The sequence below is a fragment of the Klebsiella sp. PK01 genome (assembly GCF_057624675.1).
In genome coordinates, this window is record NZ_JBYEZM010000012.1 from 1 (window position 1) to 18,934 (window position 18,934).

The 18,934-nt window shown below is 55.6% G+C and carries 18 protein-coding genes; 3 read left to right on the forward strand and 15 right to left on the reverse strand.

The window, feature by feature from the left end; translation table 11 throughout:
* Nucleotides 1-290 precede the first annotated feature (290 nt).
* From hemG to pepQ, 4 genes are read right to left on the reverse strand one after another with little or no spacing between them, the layout of a single operon-like run.
* Entirely contained in the window at nt 291-824 is a 534-nt protein-coding gene (gene hemG / locus AC22LX_RS23730) for a menaquinone-dependent protoporphyrinogen IX dehydrogenase (RefSeq protein ID WP_047066646.1), read from the reverse strand.
* Nucleotides 825-835: 11 nt separating this feature from the next.
* Complete coding sequence (trkH, locus tag AC22LX_RS23735; protein WP_015368834.1) at nt 836-2,287, reverse strand: Trk system potassium transporter TrkH; 1,452 nt, start codon at nt 2,285-2,287, stop codon at nt 836-838.
* Nucleotides 2,288-2,328: 41 nt separating this feature from the next.
* Nucleotides 2,329-2,943, reverse strand: coding sequence for an IMPACT family protein (locus AC22LX_RS23740; protein ID WP_047078532.1), 615 nt, complete (start codon nt 2,941-2,943; stop codon nt 2,329-2,331).
* The gene (gene pepQ, locus AC22LX_RS23745; protein ID WP_047045732.1) at nt 2,943-4,274 is read right to left on the reverse strand and encodes a Xaa-Pro dipeptidase; all 1,332 of its coding nucleotides are present in this window, start codon (nt 4,272-4,274) and stop codon (nt 2,943-2,945) included. Before pepQ ends, AC22LX_RS23740 begins: the two co-directional genes overlap by 1 nt.
* 191 nt (nt 4,275-4,465) lie before the next feature.
* On the opposite strand from pepQ, the gene fadB reads away from it, so the two are divergent.
* Both fadB and fadA read left to right on the forward strand, forming a co-directional pair.
* A complete protein-coding gene (gene fadB, locus AC22LX_RS23750; protein WP_045395620.1) occupies nt 4,466-6,655 on the forward strand; it encodes a fatty acid oxidation complex subunit alpha FadB in 2,190 nt (729 codons plus the stop codon).
* 9 nt (nt 6,656-6,664) lie between these two features.
* On the forward strand, nt 6,665-7,828 hold the full coding sequence (gene fadA, locus AC22LX_RS23755) for an acetyl-CoA C-acyltransferase FadA (protein WP_487334246.1): 1,164 nt from the start codon (nt 6,665-6,667) through the stop codon (nt 7,826-7,828).
* Between the two features lie 105 nt (nt 7,829-7,933).
* Here the strand turns inward: fadA and fre are convergent, their stop codons facing one another.
* Together fre and ubiD are read right to left on the reverse strand one after the other, a co-directional pair.
* Complete coding sequence (gene fre, locus AC22LX_RS23760) at nt 7,934-8,635, reverse strand: NAD(P)H-flavin reductase (protein ID WP_008807928.1); 702 nt, start codon at nt 8,633-8,635, stop codon at nt 7,934-7,936.
* 55 nt (nt 8,636-8,690) lie between these two features.
* Nucleotides 8,691-10,160 (reverse strand): 4-hydroxy-3-polyprenylbenzoate decarboxylase, encoded by a 1,470-nt coding sequence (gene ubiD, locus AC22LX_RS23765; RefSeq protein WP_045395617.1) that lies wholly within the window; start codon nt 10,158-10,160, stop codon nt 8,691-8,693.
* Nucleotides 10,161-10,337: 177 nt separating this feature from the next.
* Here ubiD and rfaH point away from each other — a divergent pair, with 177 nt between their 5' ends.
* Nucleotides 10,338-10,826 carry a transcription/translation regulatory transformer protein RfaH gene (gene rfaH, locus AC22LX_RS23770; protein WP_045395614.1) on the forward strand — a complete coding sequence of 163 codons (489 nt, stop codon included), beginning with the start codon at nt 10,338-10,340 and terminating at the stop codon, nt 10,824-10,826.
* 8 nt (nt 10,827-10,834) lie between these two features.
* Here the strand turns inward: rfaH and tatD are convergent, their stop codons facing one another.
* The 9 genes from tatD to udp all read right to left on the reverse strand — a co-directional run bounded on the left by tatD (nt 10,835) and on the right by udp (nt 18,791).
* Entirely contained in the window at nt 10,835-11,629 is a 795-nt protein-coding gene (gene tatD / locus AC22LX_RS23775) for a 3'-5' ssDNA/RNA exonuclease TatD (protein ID WP_163351264.1), read from the reverse strand.
* Nucleotides 11,630-11,661: 32 nt separating this feature from the next.
* Entirely contained in the window at nt 11,662-12,435 is a 774-nt protein-coding gene (gene tatC / locus AC22LX_RS23780) for a Sec-independent protein translocase subunit TatC (RefSeq protein ID WP_015368842.1), read from the reverse strand.
* Nucleotides 12,436-12,438: 3 nt separating this feature from the next.
* Nucleotides 12,439-12,975 carry a Sec-independent protein translocase protein TatB gene (gene tatB, locus AC22LX_RS23785; RefSeq protein WP_045395609.1) on the reverse strand — a complete coding sequence of 179 codons (537 nt, stop codon included), beginning with the start codon at nt 12,973-12,975 and terminating at the stop codon, nt 12,439-12,441.
* Between the two features lie 3 nt (nt 12,976-12,978).
* Nucleotides 12,979-13,230, reverse strand: a complete 252-nt coding sequence (gene tatA / locus AC22LX_RS23790; protein ID WP_015368844.1) for a Sec-independent protein translocase subunit TatA — start codon at nt 13,228-13,230, stop codon at nt 12,979-12,981.
* Nucleotides 13,231-13,361: 131 nt separating this feature from the next.
* Complete coding sequence (ubiB, locus tag AC22LX_RS23795; RefSeq protein ID WP_015368845.1) at nt 13,362-15,002, reverse strand: ubiquinone biosynthesis regulatory protein kinase UbiB; 1,641 nt, start codon at nt 15,000-15,002, stop codon at nt 13,362-13,364.
* Nucleotides 14,999-15,604, reverse strand: a complete 606-nt coding sequence (ubiJ, locus tag AC22LX_RS23800; RefSeq protein WP_045395607.1) for a ubiquinone biosynthesis protein UbiJ — start codon at nt 15,602-15,604, stop codon at nt 14,999-15,001. The genes ubiB and ubiJ overlap by 4 nt, the downstream gene beginning before the upstream one ends.
* Nucleotides 15,605-15,617: 13 nt before the next feature.
* Nucleotides 15,618-16,373 carry a bifunctional demethylmenaquinone methyltransferase/2-methoxy-6-polyprenyl-1,4-benzoquinol methylase UbiE gene (gene ubiE / locus AC22LX_RS23805; RefSeq protein WP_045395605.1) on the reverse strand — a complete coding sequence of 252 codons (756 nt, stop codon included), beginning with the start codon at nt 16,371-16,373 and terminating at the stop codon, nt 15,618-15,620.
* Between the two features lie 70 nt (nt 16,374-16,443).
* On the reverse strand, nt 16,444-17,892 hold the full coding sequence (gene rmuC / locus AC22LX_RS23810; RefSeq protein WP_045395604.1) for a DNA recombination protein RmuC: 1,449 nt from the start codon (nt 17,890-17,892) through the stop codon (nt 16,444-16,446).
* Nucleotides 17,893-18,029: 137 nt separating this feature from the next.
* Complete coding sequence (udp, locus tag AC22LX_RS23815) at nt 18,030-18,791, reverse strand: uridine phosphorylase (RefSeq protein WP_004181652.1); 762 nt, start codon at nt 18,789-18,791, stop codon at nt 18,030-18,032.
* Nucleotides 18,792-18,934 lie beyond the last annotated feature (143 nt).

Sequence of the window (18,934 nt, forward strand, 5' to 3'; positions counted from 1 at the left end):
CACTTTGAGTGCCCACACAGATTGTCTGATAAATTGTTAAAGAGCAGTGCCGCTTCGTTTTTCGCTGCGGCGCGGGGTGTGCATATTACGCTTTCCCGCCTCAGAGTCAAGCATTTATTTTTGCTTTTCTCCGCGAGGTTCTCACCGGAACCCCGCTGACCCGGCGGCTTGTTTGCCGTTGTTCCGTGTCAGTGGTGGCGCATTATAGGGGGTAATTCTGAAGTGACAAGAGGAAATTCAAAAAAACTTTTCGTTCGCTCGATTTTCCACCATAACGCGAGTTTTACGCGCTATTTGCTCGTCATTTGCGCGATTTCTTGAGCGAATCTGGCCACCTGCGGCCAATCCGTATAAACCACTTCTTTACTGGTGTCCGTTTCGCCGCCGGTCATCTTCATAATTAAACGAATCATAAAGCGATCGTACCAGCGATAGCGCGGATAACGCAGCGCGCCGGCAAATACCGCGCAGCTCTGCGGCTGCCACGGCGAATTAAGGAGAAACTTGCGCGTATAGCTGTTGGTTTGCGGCGTCCGCTTTTCCGCTTTGCGCGCCACCAGGTTTACCGAGAAGAATGCTCCCGGCAACGCCTGCAGTGATGCCAGGTGCTTTTTCACAAAGCGGTCCAGCGCAGGATGGAAGTGCCCATAGCGTATAGAGGCGCCAATCACGACGCGATCGTAGTGATGCCACTCAACCGTGTCGGTACGGTTCAGGTTCACGGTATCCGCATCAATTCCCAGCTCCTTAAGTTCGGAGGCCAGGTATGAGGCAATTTCACGGGTCTGCCCGTCACGGGTGGAGAAAAGAATTAAAGTTTTCACGAGCACTCCTGTTATTCGCGCCAGAAAGTGGGGGTAAAGAGCACCAATAAGGTGAACACTTCCAGACGACCAAACAGCATATTAGCAATCAGGATCCATTTCGCGACCGGGTTCATTGTCGCAAAGTTATCGGCAACGACCCCAAGCCCTGGCCCCAGGTTGTTCAACGTCGCCACAACTGAAGCAAAAGCAGAGAAGTCATCAACACCGGTAGCGATAATAGCCAACATACTAATGATAAAGACCAGCGCATAGGCGGAGAAGAACCCCCATACGGCTTCCAGAATACGTTCCGGCAGCGCGCGGTTACCTAACTTAATGCTATAGACGGCGTTTGGATGCACCAGGCGTTTAAGTTCACGATTCCCCTGTTTAAACAGCAACAGAATACGAATGACCTTCAAACCACCGCCCGTTGACCCGGCGCAGCCGCCGATAAATGCAGAGCAAAGTAACAGCACAGGCAGGAACAACGGCCAGCGCGCAATACTGTCGGTGGTAAACCCAGCGGTCGTCGCCATCGACACCACCTGGAAGAACGCCTGGTTCAGCGTCGTTAACACCGAGCCGTAGACATTATGTAGCCACAATACCAGCGTACAGACGATAACCAGCGTTAGCTGAACACCGATAAACATTCTGAATTCCGGGTCACGCCAGTAAACCCGCAAACTGCGCCCACTTAATAGCGAAAAGTGCAGGCCATAGTTACAGCCGGAGATCAGCAGGAAGATGGCGATGATGGAGTTAATCATCGGGCTATTAAAGTAGCCGACGCTGGCATCGTGAGTTGAGAAGCCGCCGATAGCGATGGTCGCAAAGCTATGGCCAATCGCGTCGAATGCCGGCATTCCGGCAAACCACAGCGCCAATGCGCAGGCGACGGTTAATAAGACATAAATAAGCCACAGCGTTTTTGCCGTCTCGGCGATACGCGGGCGCATCTTATTGTCTTTCAACGGGCCCGGCATTTCCGCCCGGTAGAGCTGCATCCCCCCGACGCCGAGGATAGGTAAAATCGCCACCGCCAGCACGATGATCCCCATACCGCCGAACCACTGCAGCATCTGGCGATAGAACAGGATGGCATGAGGCAGTGAGTCCAGCCCCACCAGCGTCGTCGCACCGGTAGTGGTTAAGCCGGAGAAGGATTCAAAAAAGGCATCCGTCACCGTCAGATTAGGCTGTTCAGCAAAGATAAACGGTAACGCACCGACGCTGCCCAACACGGTCCAGAACAGCACGACAATCAGAAACCCCTCGCGGGATTTCAGTTCGCCTTTTTGCTTGCGGTTCGGCCACCACAGCATGGAGCCAATCGCCAGGGCAACAAAGAAGGTTTGGGTGAAAGCTCGCCCCGCGCCATCGCGATATATCAGGGCCACTAATCCCGGGACAATCATCGTCCCCGAAAATAAGATGACCAACAGTCCAACGATTCGGGTTATCGCGCGAAAATGCATCTCTGGCGCTTCCTTTGGGTTACAAAAAAATCAGGTGGGGATTATTCGTCAATCTTCAGTAATTGCAATGAACCACGACTAAAATCAGCCAGTTTTGTTGAAAAAGGGGCCACTTCAGCTTGCGGAAGCGCGACGCGCAGTTGCACAGACGCCTGATATTCGCTTTCCACAATAATGCCCGAGAACTGCGCCAGCAGCGCTTCTACCCCGGCTAGCTGTCCGTATTCACATTGCAAAGTATATGCGGTTAACGGCGTCTTGCGCTGCGTTTTCAACTGCGCAAGCGCCTGATGGACGCCGCCGCCATAGGCCTTCACCAGGCCGCCGGTACCCAGCAGAATACCACCGTAGTAGCGCACCACCACCGCGGTTATCTCGCCGACGCCGCTGCCCATCAGCTGCGCCAGCATGGGTTTACCTGCCGTTCCCGCCGGTTCGCCATCGTCAGAGAAACCCAGCTGCTGTGAATCATCAGGAGGCCCGGCAACCCATGCCACACAGTGGTGACGAGCGTCCGGGTGCTCAGCCCTGACCGATTCGACAAACGCTTTCGCCGCCGCCACGCCGTCGGTATGCGCCAACAGCGTGATGAAACGGCTCTTTTTGATCTCTTCAACAACGCTCACCGGCGCGGCCGGCACCAACCAACTTTCCATTACGCCAGTTTCAGGTCGCGCGTCATATTTTCGATACTGTTTTCGTGAACCACCACGTTATCTTCGATACGGATCCCGCCAAACGGCTTCATGGCTTCAATTTTCTGCCAGTTGAAGTGCTTGCTGAACTGCCCTTCACGCCATGGCGCCAACAGCGACTCAATAAAGTAGATGCCTGGTTCGATGGTCAACACCATACGCGGTTCAAGAATACGGGTGCAGCGCAGGTAAGGATACTTCGACGGCGCCGCCAGATGCGTACCGGTATCGTCCTGCATGAAACCGGCGACATCATGAACCTGCAGGCCCAGCGGATGACCAATCCCGTGCGGCATAAACGGCCCGGTCAGATCGTTTTCCACCATCGCCTCTTCGCTCATGCCGGTCACTAACTGGTGTTTACGCAGCAGCTTTGCGATGCGCTGATGGAACTGAATATGGTAATCAACGTAGCTGGTGCCGGCCTTCATGGTGCTGATCAACGCCAGCTGTTCGTCGTTAACGTCTTTAATCAGCTGCGCGAAGTCGTTGTCGCTGTGACCTGCCCAGGTACGCGTCAGGTCCGCGGCATAGCCGTTGTACTCTGCGCCGGCATCCAACAGGAAGCTGCGCATCTCGGTTGGCGCACGGTGATCCAGCTTGGTGTAATGCAATACGGCCGCATGCTCATTCAGCGCCACGATGTTGCTGTAAGGAACATCGGTATCGCGATGACCGGTCGCCGTCAGGTAAGCCTGATTAATATCGAACTCGCTCATCCCCGACTGGAAAGCTTCGTGGGCCGCGCGATGGCCGTTGACCGCCGATTTCTGCGCTTCACGCATACAAGCCAGCTCATAGTCGGTTTTGTAAGCGCGATAATAATGCAGATAGTCGATAACGCCTTTCGGGTTGATTTTGTCTGCCGCGATCTCCAGACCGATAGCACGCTCCGGCACCGGGCCGATATACGCAATATTGCCACGCGCCGCGGGCAGTTGACCACCAATGCCGTCGGCTTTCGGCAACGCAATCACGTCCACTTCTTCGGTCCAGAAAGAGGTCGGCAGCGGCTCAACGTTGTGCCAGTAATCGACCGGCAGATAGAACCACAGCTTCGGTTTATTCACGCCATCCACCAGCAGCCAGCAGTTTGGCACCTGGGTCACCGGCACCCACGCCTTAAATTGCGGGTTAACTTTAAACGGATACGGATGATCGTCGAGGAAGACATTAATCAGCTCGCCGGAGTGGATCAGCAGAGCATCCAGCTTGAAGCGGTCTAATACTTTGCGGGTACGTTCTTGTAGGGTAACGATATGATTTTTATAAAGCGCGGCCAGTGATTCCATCTTTTATCCTTTGCTTTTATTGGATCGTGATTCTCCGCATCTTAGCACATTGGCTCCAGGCCGGGTGATTTCTACCGGATGTGATCCGACCAGCAATTATTTAAAGAGTAATTTGCATTTTCTTAACATAAATTCCACACTCCGAGTCATCTGGTATGACCAGATCATATTGCTGGATTCAGGAGACTGACATGCTCTACAAAGGCGACACCCTGTACCTCGACTGGCTGGAAGATGGCATTGCCGAACTGGTTTTCGACGCCCCCGGCTCGGTTAACAAGCTTGATACTGCAACCGTTGCCAGCCTCGGTCACGCGCTGGACGTACTCGAAAAACAACAAGATCTCAAAGGGCTGCTGCTGCGCTCTGAAAAAGCGGCCTTTATCGTCGGCGCCGATATCACCGAATTCCTTTCGCTATTCCTGGTGCCGGAAGAACAGTTGAGCCAGTGGCTGCACTTTGCCAATAGCGTCTTCAATCGCCTGGAAGATTTACCGGTTCCTACGCTGTCAGCGGTTAACGGCTATGCGCTGGGCGGCGGCTGCGAATGCGTGCTGGCGACCGACTATCGCCTCGCGACGCCGGATCTGCGCATCGGCCTGCCGGAAACCAAGTTGGGCATTATGCCTGGCTTCGGCGGTTCCGTACGTCTGCCGCGCCTGCTCGGCGCCGATAGCGCGCTGGAAATTATTGCCGCCGGTAAAGACGTCGGCGCCGATCAAGCGCTGAAAATTGGCCTCGTTGACGGCATTGTTGCCGCGGAAAAACTGCATCACGGCGCGCTGGCGATTCTGCGTCAGGCGATTAATGGCGATCTGGACTGGAAAGCCAAACGTCAGCCGAAACTGGAACCGCTGAAGCTCAGCAAAGTTGAAGCCGCCATGAGCTTTACTATTGCCAAAGGCATGGTCGCGCAAACCGCTGGAAAACATTATCCGGCGCCGATCACCGCGGTAAAAACCATCGAAGCCGCCGCGCGTCTTGGTCGTGACGACGCGCTGAAGCTGGAAAACCAAAGTTTTGTTCCGCTAGCGCACACTAATGAAGCGCGCGCGCTGGTCGGCATCTTCCTTAACGACCAGTACGTCAAAGCGAAAGCGAAAAAACTCACTAAAGATGTCGAAACACCGAAGCACGCCGCCGTATTAGGCGCCGGCATTATGGGTGGTGGCATTGCTTATCAGTCAGCCTGGAAAGGCGTGCCGGTGGTGATGAAAGACATCAGCGACAAATCGCTGACCCTTGGCATGACCGAAGCGGCGAAGCTGCTGAATAAACAGCTGGAACGCGGAAAAATCGACGGCCTGAAGCTGGCCGGAGTGATTAGCACCATTCAGCCAACGCTGGAATATAGCGGTTTTGACCGCGTGGACGTCGTCGTTGAAGCGGTGGTGGAAAACCCGAAAGTGAAGAAAGCGGTACTGGCGGAAACCGAAGAGAAAGTGCGTCCGGACACCGTGCTGGCTTCCAACACCTCAACGATTCCTATCAGCGAGCTGGCCAGCGTTCTGCAGCGCCCGGAGAATTTCTGTGGTATGCATTTCTTTAACCCGGTACATCGCATGCCGCTGGTTGAAGTGATCCGCGGTGAGAAAACTTCGGATAAGACCATTGCCAAAGTCGTGGCCTGGGCCAGCAAAATGGGCAAAACGCCGATCGTGGTGAATGATTGTCCCGGCTTCTTCGTCAACCGCGTCCTGTTCCCCTACTTCGCAGGCTTCAGCCAGCTGCTGCGCGACGGCGCGGACTTCCGCAAAGTCGATAAAGTAATGGAAAAACAGTTTGGCTGGCCGATGGGCCCGGCCTATCTGCTGGATGTTGTCGGCATCGATACCGCGCACCATGCCCAGGCGGTCATGGCGGCGGGGTTCCCACAGCGAATGCAGAAAGATTATCGCGATGCGATCGACGCGCTGTTTGACGCCAACCGTTTCGGCCAGAAGAACGGCCTCGGTTTCTGGCGTTATAAAGAAGACAGTAAAGGCAAACCGAAAAAAGAAGAAGACGCCGCGGTCGATAGTCTGCTGGCCGAAGTCAGCCAGCCGAAGCGCGATTTCAGCGATGAAGAGATTATCGCCCGTATGATGATCCCAATGGTTAACGAAGTTGTTCGTTGCCTGGAAGAAGGCATCATCGCCAGCCCGGCGGAAGCGGATATGGCGCTGGTATACGGCCTGGGCTTCCCTCCGTTCCACGGCGGCGCATTCCGCTGGCTGGACACCATCGGCAGCGCAAAATATCTCGATATGGCGCAGCAATACCAGCACCTCGGCCCGCTTTATACCGTGCCGGAGGGTCTGCGTAACAAGGCCCGTCATAACGAAGCGTATTATCCTCCAGTAGAACCAGCCCGTCCGGTTGGCGAACTGAAAACGGCTTAAGGAGTCACAATGGAACAGGTTGTCATTGTCGATGCAATTCGCACCCCGATGGGCCGTTCAAAGGGCGGCGCCTTTCGCAACGTGCGCGCGGAAGACCTCTCCGCACACCTGATGCGAAGCCTGCTTTCGCGTAACCCGTCCCTTGAGGCGAGCGCGATTGACGATATTTACTGGGGCTGCGTGCAACAAACGCTGGAGCAGGGTTTCAACATTGCCCGTAACGCCGCGCTGCTGGCGGAAATCCCGCACTCGGTACCAGCGACAACGGTTAACCGCCTGTGCGGTTCCTCCATGCAGGCGCTGCATGATGCCGCCCGAATGATCATGATCGGCGACGCCAGCGTCTGCCTGATTGGCGGCGTTGAGCACATGGGCCATGTACCAATGAGCCACGGTGTCGATTTCCATCCGGGCCTTAGCCGTAATGTGGCGAAAGCCGCCGGTATGATGGGGCTGACCGCGGAAATGCTGGCGCGTCTGCACGGCATTAGCCGCGAAATGCAGGATCAATTCGCCGCACGCTCTCACGCTCGCGCCTGGGCGGCGACGCAATCCGGAGCATTTAAAGCGGAGATCATCCCGACCGGCGGTCACGATGCCGATGGTGTGTTGAAATCCTTCAATTACGACGAAGTGATCCGTCCGGAAACCACCGTCGAAGCGCTGGCGGCACTGAGACCGGCTTTCGATCCGGTGACCGGCACGGTAACGGCGGGCACCTCTTCCGCACTTTCCGACGGCGCGGCGGCGATGCTGCTGATGAGCGAAAGCCGCGCCCGTGAGCTGGGGCTGAAGCCACGCGCTCGCGTCCGCTCAATGGCGGTAGTCGGCTGCGACCCGTCCATTATGGGTTATGGCCCGGTTCCGGCTTCAAAGCTGGCGCTGAAAAAAGCGGGATTATCCACCAGCGATATCGACGTCTTTGAAATGAATGAAGCGTTTGCCGCGCAGATCCTGCCGTGTATTAAAGATCTGGGGTTAATGGAGCAGATTGACGAGAAGATCAACCTTAACGGCGGCGCGATCGCGCTCGGCCACCCGTTGGGCTGTTCCGGGGCGCGTATTAGCACCACCTTGATCAATCAGATGGAACGTAAAGACGCGCAGTTCGGTCTGGCAACCATGTGCATCGGTTTAGGCCAGGGGATCGCCACCGTATTTGAGCGGATGTAGGTAAAAAACTCGATGCCATTATTGCCTGCCAGCCAACAGGCAATAATGGATTAGAGGGGGTTTAGTTGCCGTTCTTCCCGCCTGTCAGGGGCGGGTTTTTTATTTTCAGATAAAGGCAAACGCATCGCCAAACAGGCGGTCTTCGCGCGCGCCGCGTTCATTACAGAACAGGTCGCGGGCAATCTTGGCCATCTCAAAGCGACCGGCAATGTAAATATCATGCTCGGCCAGCGTACCGTAATCCTGCAGCACCGCAGTCAGTACCGTACCGGAACGGCCGCGCCATCCTTCTTCCGGCTGCTCGACCACCGGCTCGATGCGCAGATTCGGATGCTTGATGCTTAACGCTTCCAGCTCGGCCAGATCGTACAGATGTTTAGCCTCGCGGCCGCCCCAATAAATGGCGATATCGCGATCCGGGTTACGCGCCAGCGCGGTTAACAGAATAGAACGCACATAAGAGAATCCGGTACCACCGGCGATCAGAATCAGCGGACGATCTTCGTCATCGCGCAGCCACGCTTCGCCATGCGGAATATCAACCTCAATTTCACGCTCTTTCAGAATGCGATCCATCACCGCCATCGCATACAGATTGAGTTCAGAAGCACCGATATGCAGCTCGATAAACTCATGCTCTGACGGCGTGGAAGCCATAGAAAACGGACGCTTGTCGCGCTCGTCCATCACCACCATCAGATACTGGCCGGCGCGGAAAGAGAATGCCGCTTCCGGTACTAATCGAACGCGATACACGGTATCGGTAATCGCCTCCACCGAGGTCACTTTACAGCTTAAGGTTGTCATGCGTCCCCTCTGTCGGGTCTATAGAGCAAAACAGCGGCGTTAGCCCCGCTTACTGTTATTTAAAGATGGCCAGTTCATCCCAGATGGCGTCGATGCGCGCCGTCACCTCAGGATCTTTTTTGATTGGACGACCCCATTCACGCTGGGTTTCGCCAGGCCATTTATTTGTGGCATCCAGCCCCATTTTTGAACCCAGGCCGGAAACCGGCGAGGCAAAATCCAGATAATCTATTGGCGTATTTTCTACCAGTACCGTATCACGAGCCGGGTCCATACGGGTAGTAATCGCCCAAATCACGTCGTTCCAGTCGCGCGCGTTCACGTCATCGTCGCAAACAATCACGAACTTGGTATACATGAACTGGCGCAGGAACGACCAGACGCCCATCATCACGCGCTTGGCATGACCGGCGTACTGTTTTTTCATGGTGACCACCGCCAGGCGATAGGAACATCCTTCCGGCGGCAGATAGAAGTCGACGATTTCCGGGAACTGCTTTTGCAGAATCGGCACAAAGACTTCGTTCAGCGCCACGCCCAGCACCGCGGGTTCATCCGGCGGGCGACCGGTATAGGTCGAATGATAAATCGCGTCTTCGCGCTGGGTAATATGGGTCACCGTAAATACCGGGAAGCTGTCCACTTCATTGTAGTAGCCGGTATGATCGCCGTACGGCCCTTCCGGCGCCATCTCGCCGGCCTCAATATAGCCTTCAAGCACAATTTCCGCGCTAGCCGGCACTTCAAGGTCATTGGAAACGCACTTCACCACTTCGCTCTTGGTGCCGCGCAGCAGGCCTGCGAAAGCATATTCCGACAGGGTATCGGGCACCGGCGTCACCGCGCCCAGAATGGTCGCCGGATCGGCGCCAAGCGCCACGGATACCGGGAAACGCTCGCCGGGATGCGCCGCGCACCACTCCTGGAAATCCAGGGCGCCACCGCGGTGGGACAACCACCGCATGATGAGTTTATTTTTGCCGATCAGCTGCTGGCGATAAATACCCAGATTTTGCCGCTCTTTATGCGGGCCTCGGGTCACCGTCAGCCCCCAGGTAATCAACGGCGCGGCATCTTCCGGCCAGCAGGTCATAATCGGTATTTTGTTGAGATCGACGTCATCGCCCTGGATGATTTTTTGCTGACAAGGCGCGCCGCGCAGACGTTTGGTCGGCATATTCAGCACTTGCTTGAACTGCGGCAGCTTATCAAACAGATCGCGGAAGCCTTTTGGCGGCTCCGGCTCTTTCAGAAAGGCCAATAGCTTCCCGACTTCCCGTAGCGAACTGACGTCTTCCTGGCCCATCCCCAGCGCCACGCGGCGCGGCGTGCCAAACAGGTTGCACAGCACCGGCATTGAGTAGCCTTTCGGGTTTTCAAACAGCAGCGCCGGGCCGCCAGCACGCAAAGTGCGGTCGGCAATTTCGGTAATTTCCAGATGCGGGTCGACCGGCAGGGCTATCCGTTTTAGCTCGCCCTGCTGCTCAAGTAATGTCAGAAAGTCGCGTAGATCGTGGTATTTCATGGAGTTATTATTGACCTCTATACTAGCGGCTGATTATACGATTTTCGCCGCAACGATGCTGTACTTTTGTTAAATAAGCGTAAATGAACAGGCTATTTACGCTTTCGCTTATAATGGTTTTCGCGATTGTTCCAGGCTTTTGTTATGCTTGCAGGTAGTAAAGCGGAAAGAGTCATTATGCAAGCCTGGTACTTACTTTATTGCAAACGTGGGCAGCTTCAGCGCGCCCAGGAACACCTTGAACGTCAGGCAGTCAATTGCCTGATGCCGACGATCGCGCTGGAAAAAATCATCCGTGGTAAACGTACTACGGTCAGCGAGCCCCTGTTCCCAAACTATCTGTTCGTCGAATTCGACCCCGAGGTTATCCATACCACCACCATCAGCGCCACCCGCGGAGTGAACAGTTTCGTCCGTTTTGGCGCCCAACCGGCAGTGGTGCCTTCAGAGGTGATTCACCAACTTTCCATTTATAAACCGGAAGGCATTACCGACCCGGAAACGCCTCATGAAGGCGACAGCGTGTTAATCACCGACGGCGCTTTTGAAGGACTGCAGGCTATCTTCACCGAGCCCGACGGCGAAGCACGCTCCATGCTGCTCCTCAATCTGTTGAATAAACAGGTCCTGCAAAGCGTTAAAAATACCGACTTCTATAAAATCTGACGGCGCGGTTAAAAGCGCACGCCAAACAGCTTCCTGACGTTCGCATCCGTAACCTCCTCCAGCCATTGCGCTTCCTCGCCTCGCCAGCCCGCTACGCTTGCCAGAATATGCGGCAGATAAGCGGGCTCGTTGCGCCGCGAGGAGGGCTTCGGCTTCATGTCGCGCGGCAACAGATATGGCGCGTCGGTCTCCAGCAGCAAACGTTCCGCCGGGATCGCCGGCAACAGTTCGCGAAGCTCCAGTCCCCGCCGCTCATCGCACACCCAACCGGTGATACCGATAAATAAACCTCTATCAAGACACTGAAGCACTTCCGCGCGGCTTCCGGTAAAGCAGTGCAACACGGCGCCGGGCAGTTTATTGAGCCACGGCTCCAGCAGCGCAAGGAACCGTTCATGGGCGTCGCGGCAGTGTAAAAATACCGGCATTGAGAGCTCGGCCGCCAGCGCCAGTTGGGCGCTGAACGCCTTCTCTTGCTCCTGCGGCGTTGAGAAATTACGGTTGAAATCAAGACCGCATTCGCCAATCGCCGCCACCTGCGGCTGGCGGGCCAGCGCGTGAATTTCTTCGGCCACCGACTCCGTCCAGGTGCTGCTATCGTGCGGATGTACACCCGCGGTAGACCAGCAGTTGGCGTAACGGCCAGCCATCTGCTGCGCCTGCTGGCTTTCATGCAGATTGGTGCCGGTCAGCAACATCCCCTGGACACCCGCCGCCTGCGCGCGCGCAACCACCTCGTCGTGATCGCGGGAAAACTGCGAGCTGGTCAGATTTACGCCAATATCAAACATCATAACTCCCATATGACAACCGCCCTGACGGGCGGTTGGCGTTGTTACTCTTCTTTGCTCTCCGCCTCTTCGGCGGCGGCATCTTCGTCACGCGTCAGGCGTTTCCCGGTGTAGAAACGGGCAAAGAACACCCCGACTTCAAACAGGCAATACATGGGGATGGCCAACAGCGTTTGCGAGAACACATCCGGCGGCGTCAGCAGCATACCGACCACGAAGGCGCCCACCAGCACGTAGGGCCGTTTTTTACGTAAATCTTCCGGCGTCGTGACGCCCATCCAGCAGAGCAGGACGATGGCGACCGGCACTTCAAACGACACGCCGAAAGCCATAAACAGCGCCATGACAAAATCGAGGTAGCTACGGATATCGGTCGAAACTAATACCCCTTCCGGCGCGGCGTGGGTCAGGAAGCCAAATGCCAGCGGGAACACGACGAAATAAGCGAAAGCCATACCGATATAGAACAGCAGCGTACTGGAAACCAGCAGCGGCATGACCAGCCGACGTTCATGCTTATACAACGCCGGCGCGACGAACGCCCATACCTGATAAAGAATGACCGGTACCGACAGGATCACCGAGACCATAAAGGTCAGTTTGATCGGCGTGAAGAAAGGAGAAGCGACATCGGTGGCGATCATCGTCGCGCCTACCGGCATTTTGCTGATAAGCGGAGCGGATACCAGTTGATAGATATCATTGGCGAAGTAAACCAACGCCAGGAAGATCACCAGGATGGCAATAATGCTGTTGAGCAGGCGCTTACGCAGCTCAATCAGATGAGAAATTAACGGTTGAGTCTCGTCTACGCCCATTTTTTACGCTTTATCACTCGATGCGGGGGAAGAATCTGGCACTGCCGCGGCGGCTTTTTCCTTAGCTGCCGGGGCTTCAGCCGACGAAGCGGATAGCTCATCGACAACGGGTTCCGGCGCATGTGCCGGAGCGCTGACCTGGTGTTCCGCCGTCGCCGGCGTGACATCCTGGCGCTGCGCTTCGCTACCTTTGACGACCGGATTATGAATGGTGTTCGCTTCGTCGCTGGCCTTTTCAGGATCGTGGGCGGTATAGGAACGCTTCATGGATTCAGCCGCTTCGCGCAGTTCATCCATCGAGGCTTTGAGCTCCGGAGTCAGATTATCCAGGCTGGCCTTTTCCACCTTCTTCAGGCTCTCCTGAAACTCCTGCAGTTTTAGCTCCTGGGCAAGCTCATTTTGTACGGTGGTCGCCAGCGAGCGCAACGTACGGATCCAGCTGGCCACCGTTTTGACGGCGACAGGTAGTCGCTGTGGCCCCAATACGATGAGGCCAATCACGAACACCAGCAATAGTTCACTAAAACCGATATCGAACACGAATTACACCTGCTCTTTGTCGTGGCGTTTTGTCTCGTCTTTTTTCGCATCATCTTGTTTATCAGCGATAGTTTTCGCTGCAAAATCTGCATCGGCTGAGGACTTATCAGATTTTTCGTCATCGCTCATCGCTTTTTTAAAGCCCTTGATCGATGCGCCTAAATCCGAACCCAGCGAGCTCAGCTTCTTCGTCCCGAAAAGCAGAACTACGATGACGACAACAATTAACAACTGCCAAATACTGATACCACCCATACACGTTCCCCTATGACAGATGATGAATGATGAGAGCGCATTATACACGTCATCCGGTGAGACGCCTCTTTGTCAGGCCGCTCACATGACTTCGCGCAAGAATCAATGCGCCAGAATAAACGCGAAACCTGTTAGCGCGTTTTTCGCCAACCAATAAGCCAGGTTACGACGCCGCCGGCCATCAGCCAGCCAGGCATCATGCCCCACTCCGGGCGGTGGATAAATAACAGCGTACCGCTTAAAAGCAAAACGGCGCCTATACCAAACAGATAACGGGACTGCCCCTGGCGCACGTGGCGCACCTGGAAGTCGCGCACGATGGTATCGACGCTGGTCTGCAGCTGTTTGCTCTGCTGCAGGCTTTGGTACACCAGCTCAGGAATTTCCGGCATTCGTTCAATCCAGAACGGCGCTTTTTCTTTAAACGCACGCACCAGCGCGGGAATACCGACCTGATCCTTAATCCACGACTCGAGGAAAGGCTTCGCCGTTTTCCACAAGTCTAACTGAGGATAGAGCTGACGACCTACCCCTTCTACGTAAAGTAATGTCTTCTGAAGCAAAACCAGCTGCGGCTGGACTTCCATGTTGAAACGCCGCGCGGTATTAAACAGATTCAGCAATACGTGGCCGAAGGAGATTTCCGCCAGCGGCTTTTCAAAGATGGGCTCGCACACGGTGCGAATCGCAAACTCAAACTCTTCAACGTTGGTATCCGGCGGCACCCAGCCGGAATCGACGTGCAGCTCGGCAACCTTACGATAATCACGGTTGAAGAAAGCAATAAAGTTTTCAGCCAGATAGCGCTTATCGTCTTTGTTCAGCGAGCCGACGATACCGCAGTCGATACCGATATATTGCGGGTCATGCGGATGATCGTAGCTAACGAAAATATTACCCGGATGCATATCCGCATGGAAAAAGCTGTCGCGGAACACCTGGGTAAAGAAGACCTGCACCCCACGCTCCGCCAGCAACTGCATGTTGGTGCCCTGGGCTTCCAGCGCGGCGACATCGGACACCGGAATACCGTAGATCCGCTCCATCACCATCATGCCTTCGCTACAGTAATCGGAATAGACTTCCGGCACGTATAGCATTGGGCTGTCTTCGAAATTGCGCCGTAGCTGAATAGCATTAGCCGACTCGCGTAGAAGGTTCAGCTCGTCCATCAGCGTTTTTTCATATTCGCGGACGACTTCCTGCGGACGCAGACGGCGGCCATCCGGCAGCAGACGAGGCACCCAGCGCGCCAGGCGGTAGATTAATTTCATGTCCGCTTTGATCACCGGCAGGATATCCGGGCGGATGACCTTGATGACAACCTCTTTGCCGTTGTCTTTCAGACGCGCGGTATGGACCTGAGCGATAGAGGCGGAGGCGAGCGGCTCAATGGCGAAATCATCGAACCAGGCTTCAATGGGCAGCCCGCCCATCGCTTGTTCGATCTGTTGTTTTGCCAATTTGCCATCGAAAGGCGCGACGCGATCTTGCAGCAGCGCCAGCTGATCGGCGATTTGCGGCGGGAACAGGTCGCGGCGGGTGGAGAGCATCTGGCCGAACTTAATCCACACCGGGCCCAGCTCCTGCAGCGCCAGGCGTAAGCGTTGACCCAGCGGTTTATCTTTGTGGCGATTCGGCATCCAGAACAACATTCGCCGCCAGATGCGCAGCGGCAACGTGATACGCATTTTGGGAATGAGCTCATCAAGCCCGTAACTCAAAAAGGTGCGGATGATAAAATACAGGCGCCGTAATTCTCCTGGCGTCATTTGCCCTCCAGCGTTTCCAGCCGTTTTTCCAGTGCGGCCAGCGCGCGTTCCACGGCGGCGGATTCTTCAGCAAACCAGGCCATCTCTAACGGGCCCGGCGCCAGTCGCCACTCTTCGGTAATCGCTTCAGCGACGTAGCGCTGCTGGCTTTGCGCGCCCTGCAGCAGGAAGCGCGCGCCGCCGCGAAGTACCTTGCCAACCCCTTCAGCGACGATATCGCCGGTATACGGCGCCAGTAGCTCTGCCGGATCGAACTCCGCCAGATCGCAAAGCGCGACCATGTTCTGCACAACCTGCAGGTCGCCCTGCACTTCCAGATCGCCGCTGCGAATCAGCGCGGTCAACTGCTGGCGGTTACGCAACTGCGGCAGCACGCTCAGGCGGGTAATTACGGTACAGTCAGCTTCGCCTTCCCATGCGCCGAGCACGTCGATTTGCTGCTCGCTATAGGCCAGCACGACAGGCGCCGACAGCTCTTTGAGCTCTACGCGCAGCACTTTCCCCAGCAGGCGTTGACGCGCCGGTTTAAGCGCGCGGTCGCGCCAGAGAAAAGTATTAAGAACCGTTTCGATGCCAGCGGTAACCAGTGGTGCGAAAGGCATAGCGTCCCTCCTGTCAGAACTTATAGCCGCGGTGTAGCGCGACAATACCTGCCGTCAGGTTGTAGTAGTCGACGCTTTCAAAACCCGCCTCCTGCATCATGCCTTTCAGGGTCTCCTGATCGGGATGCATGCGGATGGATTCCGCCAGATAGCGATAGCTTTCCGCATCGTTTGCCACCAGTTCGCCGACTTTCGGCAGCACGTGGAAGGAGTAAGCGTCGTAGGCTTTGCTCAGTGGTTCGAGAATCGGTTTGGAGAACTCCAGAACCAGCAAACGTCCGCCCGGTTTCAGCACGCGGTACATTGAACGCAGCGCTTTGTCTTTATCGGTAACGTTACGCAGGCCAAAGGAGATGGTGATGCAGTCAAAGGTGTTATCCGCAAACGGCAGCGCTTCGGCGTTGGCCTGAACGTATTCGACGTTACCGACAATACCGATGTTACGCAGTTTTTCGCGGCCCATTTTGAGCATCGAATCGTTGATATCGGCGAGCATCACGCGACCGGTTTCACCCACCAGACGGGAAAACTTCGCCGTCAGGTCGCCGGTACCGCCCGCTAAGTCCAGCACGGTTTGCCCACGACGCACGCCGCTGCAGTCGATGGTGAAGCGCTTCCACAAGCGATGAATCCCGAACGACATTAAGTCGTTCATCACATCATATTTTGCAGCGACAGAATGGAATACATGCGCCACCATGTCCGCCTTCTGCTCTTTGGCTACCGTTTGAAAGCCAAAATGCGTCGTTTCTTGTGAATCCTCAACCATCTCTATGCCCGCTTACTTATCAAGAAAATGTTCAGCGAGTGTAACAGATTCAGGCCATTTCCCATACGTTTCAGCTTGGCCTGACGTGCTCGTTTGCTCTCGCTACAGACGCGGAATCGGCACTAAACACATCTTCCTGCGGTAAATTTTCATCTTCCTCAAGGCGGTATTCGTCATCCTGCGCCGTGGCTTGTTCGACTAAATCAGGATTAATCTCGCGTTTAACCTCGACCCCCAGGCCACGGAATGATTCGGCCTGTACCAGCAGGTTGCCGCGCCCGGAGGCGAGCTTTTTCATCGCCTGACGATAGTTATCCTGAGCTTTATCAAGGCTTTGACCGATGGCCGACATATCGTCGACAAACAGCCGCATCTTGTCGTACAGGCGCCCGGCGCGCTCGGCGATTTTCTGCGCGTTGCGGCTTTGATGCTCATAGCGCCACAAATTCGCGATGGTGCGCAGCGCCACCAGCAGGGTTGTTGGGCTAACCAGCATAATATTGTTCTTCAGCGCCTCGCTGATAAGCTCAGGCTGACGGTCGATAGCCAGCAGGAACGCCGGCTCGACGGGGATAAACATCAATACATAGTCGAGCGAACGTAACCCCGGCAGTTGTTGATAATCTTTGCGGCCCAGCAGGCGAATATGGTTACGTACCGAGGCAATATGCTCCTGTAGCGCCGCTTCGCGGGTGTAGTCGTCGTCAGCGTTGAAATAACGCTCATAGGCGACCAGCGTCATTTTGGCGTCGATAACCACGTCTTTGCCCTGCGGCAGGCGCACGATAACATCCGGCTGCATCCGCGAGCGGTTATCGGTTTCGATGCTGACCTGTGTTTGATACTCATAGCCTTCGCGCAGGCCGGAGGCCTCCAGCACGCGGGTTAGCACCACTTCTCCCCAGTTGCCCTGGGTTTTGTTATCGCCCTTCAGCGCTTTCGTCAGGTTTAACGCCTCTTGCGCCATCTGTGCGTTCAGCTGTTGCAGGTTGCGGATTTCGTGCGCCAGCGTGTGGCGCTCACGCGCCTCCTGGCCGAAGCTGTCCTGAACCTGGCGACGAAAGCCGTCGAGCTGTTCCCGGAGCGGCGTCAGCAGGCCATGCAGGCTCTGCCGGTTTTGTTCATCAACCCGGCGGTTGCTGTGTTCGAATATGCGATTCGCCAGGTTTTCAAACTGCTCGCTCAGGCGCTGCTCGCTGTTGACCATCTGGCGGATTTTATCTTCGGCGTGTAGCTGTGTAGATTCCAGACGAGTGGTCACTTCCCGCAGGTCGGCCTCCAGCGAGGTGTTGATATCACGCAGGCTGCGCAGCTCGTTGTTGAGAAGTTCGCACTCATCGCGCCAGTGCGATTCCTGCACCAGCTGCTGACGTGCGGCGCTAAGTTCGATATCCAGCTCGCGGCGCTCTTCAATGAGATCGGCACGGATTTGATCGGCGCGGGCTTTTGTCGCCAGCCAGCCAACGATTAACCCTGCCGCCAGCGCCACCACGGCGCTTATCACAATAGAGATATCCACAACGCCTCCCCGGCAACCACTTACGACACAAAATAGAATTGTGCTGTACAAACGTCCAGTTGAAAAGGATTTTCCTGCGAGGCGCTACGCAAAAAAGAAAGGCCGGAGGGTCCGGCCTTGCGAGAAAAAGTGAAGAACTACAGCAGGCGGCGCGCCGCTTCCACAACGATTTTCACCGCGTGGCTTTCGGTTTGCTTCATGGTTTCGGCGTTAGGGATCTCTTGCTGGGTACGGTTGACGATAACCCCTGCCACCATCCCGGCGCGCAGGCCCTGGCTGGCGCACATGGTCAGCAGCGTAGCGGATTCCATTTCATAGTTCATGACGCCCATTGCCTGCCACTCTTCCATTGAGCCTTTGAAGCGGCTCACGACACGGCCGGAGAAGGTGTCGTAACGCTCCTGGCCTGGATAGAAGGTATCAGAGGAGGCTGTTACACCGATATGGGTGGTCGCACCAATTGATTTCGCCGCTTCCACCAGCGCGGTGGTACAAGCGAAGTCAGCAACGGCCGGAAACTCCATCGGCGCAAAGTGCAGGCTGGCGCCATCCAGACGGACAGAACCGGTCGTCACCAGCACATCACCAACGTTGATGTGCGGCTGAATCGCCCCGGTGGTGCCGATACGCAGGAAAGTACGAACCCCCAGCTGCGCCAGCTCTTCCACGGCGATAGAGGTCGACGGGCCGCCGATACCGGTGGAGCAAACAATCACCGGTTTGCCATCCAGCTCAGCGCGCCAGGAGGTAAATTCACGATGTGATGCCAGCTTAACCGGCTTATCCATCAGCGCGGCGATCTTTTCCACACGCTCCGGATCGCCAGGGACGATAGCCAGCGTAGCCCCTTGTAAATCGTTCTTAGTGAGGCCGAGATGAAAAACATCAGACTTGGACATAAAAAACTCCTCTGTGGGTCGAAGTATCAGCAGAAGCAAAAGGGTACTTTACAGAAGCCACTCGCTTATTTTTGTGATGATGGTCACCATGCATAACAATGATTGCATTTGTTTTTCAACAAATAGTGAACTACATCACATTA